Below are 10,798 nucleotides of genomic sequence, written 5' to 3'. Positions count from 1 at the left end.
AAAGCTGGGCACTAAAAGCGAAGGCGATATCTACGAGCATATAAGCGAATATAAACACGTTGTAGATATAATTTTTAAACATTAAATTTTAAGGAGAAGAAGATGGCGTTTGAAAATGCGATCATCACCAAAGAGGATGATGAGAAGTATGGACTTAGTGATATTTACTATAAGTACAATCCATTATATAAAACACTACCAAGTCATAAGAGTTGGGTTATAGATAAAAAACTGGATTGTTGGATTATGAAAACTCAATTATTTAATGATCCAGAGATAGACCACGCATATCTATCAAAAGCAATGTGGAAATTCTATTATAAAGGTGATATATTTGACATCGTTCTTGATTATGGATTAGATGAAAAAGTTTCAGGCATCCAATATGATAAAGTCTGGAAAGTATTGTCAATAGCGCCAAATGGTAGCGAAAAAATATCAGTAGACGAAATTTTTTCGCTTTTAAAAGAGCAACTTATAGTATTTGGGCTTGATGGATTATATAAGCAAGGTGAGAATTATAAAGTCACGTTGATAGATGCAAGAAAAGGATAAATAGTTTTTTATCCGATCAGAGTTCAGCTCGGTAAATTTTAAAATTTAGCGTAGCTGAGGCTTAAATTTGATGAGAGATCACGATAAAGAGTTTAAAAGCGCCGAAATGAAACGCGATAAAAGCCAAATTGATCTTAAAAGCTATAAATTAGGGGCTAGGGTGATAAAAGAGTTCATTAAAAAATGTTTTGAGCTAAAAGGGGTGAGGATTTTATTCTGGATCGCCTTGCTCTTTTTTACTATAGACTGCCTGGGCGTTATATTTGCCAGCATAGATGCGGTTTTTTTGGCGGAATATAGCGGTTATGATATCGCGCATCCGTTTTCTATCGTTTTAAAAGCTTTTGAACTAACGTGGCGTGAAGAGGCGAGCGATAGCGAAAGCGATATTTTCGGCGCTATGGTATTGTATCTATTTTGCGCGACGGTAATTTTGCCTCTAATCATCTGCTGTTTTGTATTTTCCAAAATAAAGGCTTTTATTCTGCTGGATAAAATATCCGCCGCATCTGCATTTTTTATAAGTTTATTTTATGCTTATCCGCTAGCTGTGATAATCCTAGCAAAAGCGGGTTTTACTTGGTTGGGTCATCTATTTGATCGCTCAAATTTTAATTTTAGCATAATGATTATAAGCGCTTTATCGTCGCTAATAATCGCGTCCGTGGCGGTTTTTATTCTAAAAAGAAGAGATAAAATTTAATGCGGATAAGTTTATGAGATCATCTTTTTTTGACCAAATTTTTGCGTAAATTAATATGTAAAATTTTATGAATAGAGTTCGAGATATGTGAATTTAAAAGGGGCAAATTTTGAAATGACCTTAAAATTTGCCCCCGCTTCAGATTTGAAATTTCAAGTTTCGAGGTTTGGAATTTCGATCATCGACTTCGAATTTTAAAATTCTAATCCTGCCCGCCTTTTTAAATTTTATAATCTAAAATCCTCGTGTTTCGAACCACGCAGCTTGAAGTCGCTGCTTCTTAAATTTAAAATTCTAAGCTCTGAAATGCGGAATTACACTCAATAAATTTTAAAATTTAAAGCCCAGAATTTTATTCAGTAAAAATTTTATCGGGTAGGATTCGGCTCGGTAAATTCTATAGAATGCTACTATGCGAGAGGGAAAAATGAAATTTTAAATAGAGCATTTTAATTTCCAACGGGATGGAATTCTACTGAAGTTTGGGAAAAAACGGAAAAAGATAAGCGTTGTTTCAATTCTCAACGGGATGGAATTCTACGCGCTTTGTCTAGCCCTCTCCCTTTCCTTTGCATCGGTTTCAATTCCCAAGGGGATAGATTACCCGCTCAATTTATATTAATTAATAAAGTATTAGATTTACCTCGCCAAATTTACTCCACCAAAGCGAGGAATTTACCCTGCAGGATAAATTCCGCCCGATTTTACTTCACTCTCTTTATCTCGATCTCGCCGTCACGCGCGCCGATTTCGATCCGATCGCCCGTTTTGATCTCGTCGCTTAGGATCATATCGGCGATCTTATCCTCCACCAGATCGTAGAGCGCCCTTCGTAGCGGTCTTGCGCCGTATTCGATATCAAAGCCCGCCGAGGCGATGAGCTTTTTGGCATTTTCGCTTAGGCTTGCGTTAATGCCGCGATTTGCTAGCGTTTTTTGCAGGCTTTTAAACATAATGCCCACGATTTTTATAAGATCGTCCTCGCTTAGGGCGTTGAAGATCACGATATCGTCCAGGCGGTTGATAAATTCGGGCTTGAAATAATTCTTCAGCTCGCTCTTTACCGCCTCCTCTCGCTCGGCAAGCGCGATCTCGCGCGGCTTATCCGCATTTTTGGCGTCAAGCTCCATAATCTTAGCCGAGCCGATATTGCTCGTTAGGATAATGATCGTGTTTTTAAAATCGACCGTAACGCCCTTGTTATCGGTCGCGCGTCCGTCGTCTAAAATTCCAAGCAGGATGTTAAAAACGTCCTTGTGCGCCTTTTCGATCTCGTCAAAAAGCAGCACTGAATACGGCTTTCTGCGCACGGCTTCGGTAAGCTGCCCGCCCTCGTCGTAGCCCACGTATCCAGGAGGCGCGCCGAGCAGGCGGCTGACGCTGTGTTTTTCCATATATTCGCTCATATCAAAGCGGATCATAGCTCGCTCGTCGTCGAACAAAAACCTAGCTAAGCTCTTTGCGCTCTCGGTCTTGCCGACGCCGGTAGGGCCTAAAAACAAAAAGCTTCCGATCGGGCGGTTTTCGTTCACGAGCCCTGCTTTATTGCGCTTGACGGCGCGAGCGATGGCGTGCAGCGCCTCATCCTGCCCCACGACGCTCTCTTTTAGATGCTCCTCGATGTGGAGGAATTTCTCCTTTTCGGAGGAGAGCATTTTACTTACCGAGATGCCCGTCCATTTGCTTAAAATTTCAGCCACGCTCTCCTCGTCCACGCGGTTTCGCAAAAGCACGCCGTTTTCTTTCATCGCGTCCCACTTCGCCTCAAGCTCCTTAACCTTTGCTTGCGCGGCAGGGATCTTGCCGTATTCGATCTCGGCAGCCTTGCTAAGATCGCCGTTGCGTCTTGCTAGGCTAGCTTCGTTTTTGAGGCTGTCAATCGCCTTTTTCTCCTCGCTGATGCCGCCGAATACGGACTTTTCGTTTTCAAATTTAGCCTGAAGCGCGTTTTTCTGCTCGGTTAAATTTTCGATCTCTTTGTCGATCTGCGCGAGCCGCTCGTCATTTTTGCCGTCATCCTCCATCTTAAGGGCTTCCTTTTCGACCTGAAGCGTGAGGATGTCGCGCTTGGCCTTGGCAAGCTCGTTTGGCTCGCTTTCGATCTGCATTTTAAGCTCCGCTGCCGCTTCGTCAATGAGATCGATCGCCTTATCGGGCAAGAACCTGTCGCTGATGTAGCGGTCGCTTAGCCTTGCAGCCGCCACAAGCGCGCTATCGGTGATGGTGACGTTGTGATGCACCTCTAGTCGTTCCTTTATGCCGCGCAGGATCGCCGTAGCCTCGCTTACGCTAGGTTCCGCGACCGTTACGGGCTGGAAGCGGCGCTGAAGCGCGGCGTCTTTTTCAAAATACTTTCGGTACTCTTTCAGCGTCGTAGCGCCGATCGCATGTAGCTCGCCGCGCGCAAGGGCGGGCTTTAGGATATTTGCGGCATCCATCGAGCCTTCGCTTGCGCCCGCGCCCACGATGGTGTGAATTTCGTCGATGAAAAGCACGACGTTCGCGGCTTTTACGACTTCGTTGATGACGGCTTTGAGTCTATCTTCAAACTCGCCGCGGTACTTCGCGCCAGCGATCAGCGCACTCATATCAAGCGCTATGACGCGTTTGTTTTGCAGGCTGAGCGGTACCTCTTTTTTTGCAATCAGCTGCGCAAGACCCTCGACGACCGCTGTTTTTCCAACGCCCGGCTCGCCAAGCAGGATCGGGTTGTTTTTCGTTTTACGGATTAAAATTTGCATCATTCGCGAGATCACCTCGTCGCGGCCGATGACCGGATCGAGCTCGCCCGCGATCGCCTTGGCGGTGAGATCGACGCCGAATTTACTAAGCGCCTCAAGCGTCTCGTCGGCGGTTTGCGAATCGATGCTTTTGCCGCCGCGAAGCGCCTCAAGCTCCTTTTTGATCTCGCTAAGATCTGCAAATTTAGATAGAATTTTCTTTAGCGGATCTGCGTTTAAATTTGCGATCAGCCAGGTATCTACGGCGATAAATTTATCGCCCGAGCTCGTCATCAGCCCTTTTGCGACCTCTAGCGAGTTCATCAGCTCGCGCGAAATTCGCACGTTTTCCTTCGTAACGTTTGAGCTGGTCGGCAAATTTGAAATTTCGCTTTTGATCTCGAGCTCGACCGCGGTCTTTTCGATACTAAATTTATTAAAAATTTGATTTAGCACCGAGCCGCTGTCGGCTACCAAAGCCCAGAGCATGTGCAATACGCCCACTTCGCTATTTTTGGAATGGATCGCTAAAGAAACGCTGCTTTCGAGCACGGAGCGCATTTTATCGGTTAAAATTTCAATAGTTTCGTTCATAAATTTTCTCCTAAAGTTGAAGTTGGTGGCATTATATAACTTTAGTGTATTTATGTCAAGATTTTTTAGTGAGATTTTAAAATTTTCGCCTTAAATTTATCCGTAAACGCGCAAATTTCGTATAAAATTTACCTTATTTTTAGCCAATTTTCTATAAAATTCACTCCATTTTACTTTCAAGGATAAACTTTGCGACAAAAACACCTCTTCTTCGGCTTGGGATTCATATTTTCTCTATTTTTAGGCGTCAGTTTTTTTACCGGAAATTTACAAGCCAGAGAGGTCAACGCAACCAAAAAGCCAGACAGCGAAAAAACGCGTCTGGAGGCACTAGCTAAGCTTACCAAAACACTTGCGATCGTCGAAAACAATTATGTCGATGAGATGACCTTTTCGGAGCTTGTGGACAAGACGATCTCGGGGCTTATGAATAACCTCGACGCGCACTCAAGCTACATGGACGAAAAGGCTTTTAACGATACGAAAGTTCAGACCGAGGGCGAGTTCGGTGGGCTTGGAATTCAGGTGGGCATGAAAGACGGCGCTCTAACCGTCATCTCGCCTATCGAGGGGACTCCTGCCGATAAGAAAGGCATTCAGGCTAACGACGTGATCTTGCGTATCGACGGCAACGCGACCTTCGGCATCACGATCGACGATGCGGTCTCAAAAATGCGCGGTAAGCCGAAAACCAAAATCACTCTAACGATCGTGCGTAAGGGAGTTAGCAAGCCTTTCGACGTCGAGATTATCCGCGATATAATCAAAGTGGAATCGGTCTATGCCAAGATGATCGAGGATGGTAAAATTTTATATCTGCGCGTTACGAATTTCGATCAGCACGTGGTAGCGGACGCGAGCAAATTTATAAAAGAGCATAAAGACGCCAAAGGCATTATTTTGGATCTGCGAAATAACCCGGGCGGGCTTTTGGATCAGGCGATCGGACTCGTAAATTTATTTGTCGGCAAGGGACTTATCGTCTCGCAGAAAGGGCGCGCGAAAAACGAGACCGAAGCGCACAACGCCGATCCTAAAAAGAAGATCACCGATCTGCCGCTCGTGGTTTTGGTTAATGGCGGCAGCGCAAGCGCGAGCGAGATCGTAAGCGGCTCGCTTCAGGATCTAAAGCGCGCGGTAGTCGTCGGCGAAAACACCTTCGGCAAGGGAAGCGTACAGGTGATCCTGCCGATAGAGGATAAAGAGGCTCTGCGGCTTACCATAGCGCGATACTATCTATCAAGTGGTCGCACTATCCAAGCGGTGGGCGTGACGCCTGATCTCATAGTGGCGCCGGGCAAGGTGCCGAGCCGCGACGAGGATGAATTCTCGCTAAAAGAAGCCGATCTCAAAAAGCACCTGCAAGGCGAGTTAGCCAAGGTCGAGACCAAGAAAAAAGATGCTCAGAAAAAGGATGAGAAAAATTTCATCACCGCAGAGCAGATTAATAACGATATCCAGTTAAAAACCGCAATAGACGCGATAAAAATTCTAAACATCAAGTAAGGAGAGTGTGATGCAAGCTACCAAAAAAGAGCTTATCTACGAAGGCAAGGGCAAAAAGATGTGGTCGGTTAACGAAAGTGACGACCTTTTGATCTCGGAATTTAAAGATTCGCTGACGGCGTTTAATGGCGTCAAAAAAGCCGAAGAGAGCGGCAAGGGCGCGCTGAATTGCAAAATTTCGACGCTGATTTTTGATCTGCTTAAAAAGCACGGCATCGCCACTGCGCTAGTAGAGACGATCAGCCCGACTGAGCAGCTAGTGAAAAAATGTAAAATTTTCCCTCTTGAGATCATCGCTCGTAATATCGCCACCGGCTCGCTTACAAAGCGTCTGGGCATCAAAGAGGGCACAAAGCTTCCGTTTACACTGGTGGAGTTTTGCTACAAAGACGATGAGCTGGGCGATCCGATCCTAAACGACGAGCATTGCTTGCTGCTTGGCGCCGTAAAGAGCCAAAGCGAGCTTGACGAGCTCAAAAAGATCGCGCGCAAGATCAATGAAATCTTGATTAAATTTTTTGATGAGCGAAATTTAAAGCTCGTGGATTTCAAAATCGAGCTTGGCAGGGATAAGGACGGCAATATCCTACTTGCAGACGAGATCAGCCCTGATAGCTGCCGCTTTTGGGACAAACAGACCGATAAAAAGCTCGACAAGGACGTATTCAGACAGGATCTTGGTAGCGTAAAAGTGGCCTACGAAGAGGTCTTGCGTAGAATTTTAGGATAAGCGATGAAGGTAATCGTAAACGTAAGACTTAAAGAGGGCGTGCTCGATCCGCAGGGCAAGGCGGTCAAACACGCCCTCGCTTCGCTTGGATTTAGCGGCGTGCGAGATGTGCGCGTAGCCAAACAGATCGTACTTGATATAAATGGCGAGGATAGGGATAAAATTTATGCCGAAGTTGTCAAGATGTGCGATGAAATTTTGGCAAACACCGTCATCGAAGACTACGAGATCGTGCTATGAAGGTAGCGATCGTCAATTTCCCCGGCACGAATTGCGAGCGCGACACCAAATACGCCTTTGATAAGCTTGGTTGCGAAACGCAGATAATTTGGCATAAAAAAACCGACATAAACGCCGATCTGATCGTGCTTCCCGGCGGCTTTAGCCACGGAGATTATCTGCGGACGGCGGCTATTGCCAAATTTAGCCCGGTGATGAAGGCGGTTCTCGCTCATGCTGCGCGCGGCGGCTATATTCTAGGCATCTGTAATGGCTTTCAGATGCTTTTGGAGCTGGGGCTGCTCGCAGGCGCGATGAATAAAAATATAAATTTAAGCTTTATCTCAAAATTTCACAATTTGCGCGTCGTTTCAAACGATAATAAATTTCTGCACTGTTGCGACAAAGGCGAAATTCTAAATATCCCGATTGCGCATGGCGAGGGCAACTACTATGCGCCTGCGGATATGCTAAAGTCGCTATACGACGAGGATTGCGTGTTGCTAAAATATTGCGACGAAAATGGCGCGGATCTAAATCCGAACGGCTCAGTGGACGCAATTGCCGGGATTTGCGATAAAAACAAAAAGATTTTCGGCCTGATGCCGCATCCTGAGCGCGCGATAGAGCCTATTTTGGGCGGCACGGACGGAGAGAAAATGCTAAAAGGCTTAATTTGCTAAAAAGAATTCTTACTATTTTAGGTGTCTGCACGCTTGCGTTTGCTGCGCCGGAGATTGAGATCGATTCGCTTGACGATCTAAGTAAATATGCGCCGAAAAAAGCTGAGGATAAGCCAGACGAGCCGCAGACGCGCGATAATTCCAAGGTGATGCTGAAGTATAATAAAAAAGAGGTTATGTCGATGGATAATCTAAGCATCGACGATCTTAAGGCTTTGGCGCCTACTAACGAAGTCGATCTTGACGTATCCGACGATAAGGTCTATCAGGACATTAAGCCTAAAGAGCTTACGCTAAAAGCCAGCGGGATGCCTAGAAAGGTGTATTGCAATCAAATTTTTAAGATTGACTTCGCCGTGTATTTAGGGCAGAAAATCACCGTTAAGCCAAAGCTAGAGATCAGCCGCACCAATGGTATGAAGTGGCTTAATGCCGACAATCTTACGTGGATTGAGGGTGACGAGATGTTTGAGACGACGCTGTGGTTTGCAGCAAGCGATAAGAGCGATAAGATAAATGAGCTCGTTTTGACACTGCAGCGTAACGGAGAATTTTTTGAAAAAAGCTCTATCAAACCTGATAATCCGGAATTTATGAAGCTTGATACGAAGCCTAATTTTTCGCATATCGTAGCCGACGAGCTGAAACTTAAAAACTACAAAACTACCAAATTTGACGACGTTTCAAATTTACTCACGCTCGATCTTGGTATCCGAAACGGCGCAATCAGCGCTTTTAGTATCGATAATCCAGCCATTATTAAGCAGGGTGTGGACTCCGTACGCGGCACATACGCAAGTCAGAGTGGATATTATTTCGCCGTCGTGGATAAAAATATCACAAATTTAGACTTCAGCTATTTCAATCTTAATACTAAAAAATTTGAAAATTTCGGTCTTGAGCTTAATCCGCGCGCCGAGGATCTTAGCACGCAGATCGGGCTAAATCCGAAAGAGAGCAAGTTCGAAGCCTATAAGCAGATCGCGATCTACACGCTAGCTGCCGTGCTTTTGGTGATGTTTCTGCTTAGTAAAAATATCACGCCGCTTATCTTTGCGGTGCTGATTTTGGCGGTAAATTTCTATGCGCAAAGGCCTTACGGCACGGGCAGTATCGCGCAAAATTCCCCGGTTAGAATTTTGCCTATGCAAAGCTCCACCGTGTTTTACGTGACTAAAAATCCCGAAAAGGTTGAAATTTTAGGCACTAATAAGGAATTTTATAAAATCATGCTGGGCGGCAACAAGATCGGCTGGGTTAAAAAAGATGAGCTTAGCAAGGATTAGAGCGCTATTTTACGCGATTTGGTTTATTTTTACCGTCGTTTGCGTCGTGATCGCCATGGCGGTGAAAAACTCCTCTCATCGCCGCTTTCGCCGCATTTGGGGGCGCTTCCAGCGCTACGGCATTGGATACGATATCCAGATCATAGGTACCCCCGATCCGCGCGCGCAGCTAGTAATCGCCAACCACCAAAGCATAATGGATATCGTCGTGCTCGAAGAAACCCATCCTGCCGATATCTGTTGGATCGCTAAAAAGGAGATCGCAGACATCCCTATTATTGGCAAAATCATCACTCTTCCGAAGATGATCCAGGTCGATCGCTCAAATCCGCGCGATCTGGTGCGGATCGTGCACGAAGTTCAGCAGCGCGTAAGTGAAGGGCGCGTCATCACGATGTTTCCCGAGGGCACTAGGCATCGCGGCACGCAGCTTTTGCAATTCCAAAGCGGCGCCAAAGCGATCGTTAGCAAGCTCGGTCTGCGCGTCCAGCCCGTGGTGCTCATCGGCACGCAGCACATCGCAAACTCTCACGATTTCACCGTCCACAGCGGACACGTCAAAATCATCTACCTAGACCTGCTCGACACGAGCGATAAAGATTGGCTACAGCACGCCAGAGACACGATGCAAGCCGTAATCGACGAAAACGAAACCGCCGAAGCATAGGCGGAATTCATAAATTTATCGATGAAATTCAAACGCGACTTTTGTTAATTCGCGCGATTTCTGCGCGCAGCGGCGCGTTTATTTGCGCTTTGATTTGCGACGGCGAAATTTTTTTATAAATTTCACCTGCTCGTGTTAAGCGGCGTGGAATTTTAAAATTTCGTTCGTGCGCGCGGACGGCGAAATTTTAAAATTTTATCCATGCGCACAGGCGGTGGAATTTTAAAATTTCATCTAAGCGGCAGGCGGCGAGTTATCGGCGAGAGACCCGCAAGAAAACAGCGCCTGTATAAAAGCGAAATTTTAAAATTTGCGCGGCGCGGCAAGATAAAATTTAGCGTATATTTAGCCATTTGCGCAAATGGCTAAACGATTTGTCGCAAGAGCAAAAGACGGCGGCAACCCGCAAGCAGTCTAAAATTTTAAATTCTTAAGGAGGAGAGAATGGCGTTTGTTACAGAGCGTATTTCAAAAGAGGATATAAAGAAATACGATTTACTAAAACCGTGCAATGAGATATGTGAAAAGTATCATCAGAGCAAGCTTAGTTGCGCAAGTTTAAATTCAAGAGACTGGTGCATAGATCGAGAAAGAGGTATTTGGCTTTTTCCTGTGCGTAGTATCACTATCGGGGATCCGAGAGATATGGAATTTAGCGGTGAATATATATGGCTTTTGCATTATAGAGGCAAAGATATAGAGATTGATTTAAGAAATATACATAACGAAAATACTAGCACGAAAATTACGGACAATCCGTTTAAAATAATATATGAGTTAGAATCCATAAGAAGCGATATCGGGGATATACCAAAGCAAGAGATTGTGGATATTTTAAAAGAAATTTTAAATGAGTTTAAGGGAGGAGAGGTTATAACAAGCTCTGTACCTAAAGAAAATATTCGAGTAACTTTCGTATCAAAAATTTAAAGAAAAGGGGATAAAGTGGCGTTTGTAGCAGAGCGTATTTCAGAAAAGGATGTTGAAAAATATAGTTTATTGGAAACGATAAACAAAATATGTAAAAAATACGATGATGACGAAATTAGTCTATGGTTTCTAGAAAGACTAGATTGGTGCATAGACCGAGAAAATAACACTTGGCTAATTCGTATATCACATGATTATTTAAGAG

At 44.9% G+C, this 10,798-nt stretch carries 10 protein-coding genes and 1 pseudogene; 10 read left to right on the top strand and 1 reads right to left on the bottom strand.

Annotation, left to right across the window (positions count from 1 at the left end; genetic code table 11):
• The first annotated feature begins 102 nt into the window (after positions 1–102).
• The gene (locus Q0614_RS00570; RefSeq protein ID WP_298785764.1) at positions 103–555 is read left to right on the top strand and encodes a hypothetical protein; all 453 of its coding nucleotides are present in this window, start codon (positions 103–105) and stop codon (positions 553–555) included.
• A 67-nt stretch (positions 556–622) separates the two neighbouring features.
• The gene (locus Q0614_RS00565) at positions 623–1,258 is read left to right on the top strand and encodes a hypothetical protein (RefSeq protein ID WP_298785761.1); all 636 of its coding nucleotides are present in this window, start codon (positions 623–625) and stop codon (positions 1,256–1,258) included.
• A 704-nt stretch (positions 1,259–1,962) separates the two neighbouring features.
• Here Q0614_RS00565 and Q0614_RS00560 read toward each other — a convergent pair.
• On the bottom strand, positions 1,963–4,572 hold the full coding sequence (locus Q0614_RS00560) for an AAA family ATPase (RefSeq protein ID WP_298785759.1): 2,610 nt from the start codon (positions 4,570–4,572) through the stop codon (positions 1,963–1,965).
• Positions 4,573–4,788: 216 nt separating this feature from the next.
• Here Q0614_RS00560 and Q0614_RS00555 point away from each other — a divergent pair, with 216 nt between their 5' ends.
• The 8 genes and pseudogenes from Q0614_RS00555 to Q0614_RS00520 form a co-directional block, all read left to right on the top strand.
• A complete protein-coding gene (locus Q0614_RS00555; RefSeq protein ID WP_298785766.1) occupies positions 4,789–6,078 on the top strand; it encodes a S41 family peptidase in 1,290 nt (429 codons plus the stop codon).
• Positions 6,079–6,088: 10 nt separating this feature from the next.
• On the top strand, positions 6,089–6,808 hold the full coding sequence (purC, locus tag Q0614_RS00550; RefSeq protein WP_297882374.1) for a phosphoribosylaminoimidazolesuccinocarboxamide synthase: 720 nt from the start codon (positions 6,089–6,091) through the stop codon (positions 6,806–6,808).
• Between the two features lie 3 nt (positions 6,809–6,811).
• Positions 6,812–7,048 (top strand): phosphoribosylformylglycinamidine synthase subunit PurS, encoded by a 237-nt coding sequence (gene purS / locus Q0614_RS00545; RefSeq protein ID WP_298785757.1) that lies wholly within the window; start codon positions 6,812–6,814, stop codon positions 7,046–7,048.
• Positions 7,045–7,710, top strand: a complete 666-nt coding sequence (gene purQ, locus Q0614_RS00540) for a phosphoribosylformylglycinamidine synthase I (RefSeq protein ID WP_298785755.1) — start codon at positions 7,045–7,047, stop codon at positions 7,708–7,710. The genes purS and purQ overlap by 4 nt, the downstream gene beginning before the upstream one ends.
• Positions 7,704–8,996, top strand: a complete 1,293-nt coding sequence (locus Q0614_RS00535) for an SH3 domain-containing protein (protein ID WP_298785753.1) — start codon at positions 7,704–7,706, stop codon at positions 8,994–8,996. The genes purQ and Q0614_RS00535 overlap by 7 nt, the downstream gene beginning before the upstream one ends.
• Positions 8,977–9,663 (top strand): lysophospholipid acyltransferase family protein, encoded by a 687-nt coding sequence (locus tag Q0614_RS00530; RefSeq protein ID WP_297949040.1) that lies wholly within the window; start codon positions 8,977–8,979, stop codon positions 9,661–9,663. Before Q0614_RS00535 ends, Q0614_RS00530 begins: the two co-directional genes overlap by 20 nt.
• Before the next feature lie 444 nt (positions 9,664–10,107).
• Entirely contained in the window at positions 10,108–10,593 is a 486-nt protein-coding gene (locus tag Q0614_RS00525; RefSeq protein WP_298785751.1) for a hypothetical protein, read from the top strand.
• A 15-nt stretch (positions 10,594–10,608) separates the two neighbouring features.
• A pseudogene (locus Q0614_RS00520) lies at positions 10,609–10,798 on the top strand (hypothetical protein); the annotation flags it as partial.

It is taken from the genome of uncultured Campylobacter sp. (assembly GCF_937997595.1).
Classification (GTDB): domain Bacteria; phylum Campylobacterota; class Campylobacteria; order Campylobacterales; family Campylobacteraceae; genus Campylobacter_B.
Note: the sequence above shows the minus strand (reverse complement) of the source record. Positions and strands in the feature narration are given on the sequence as shown.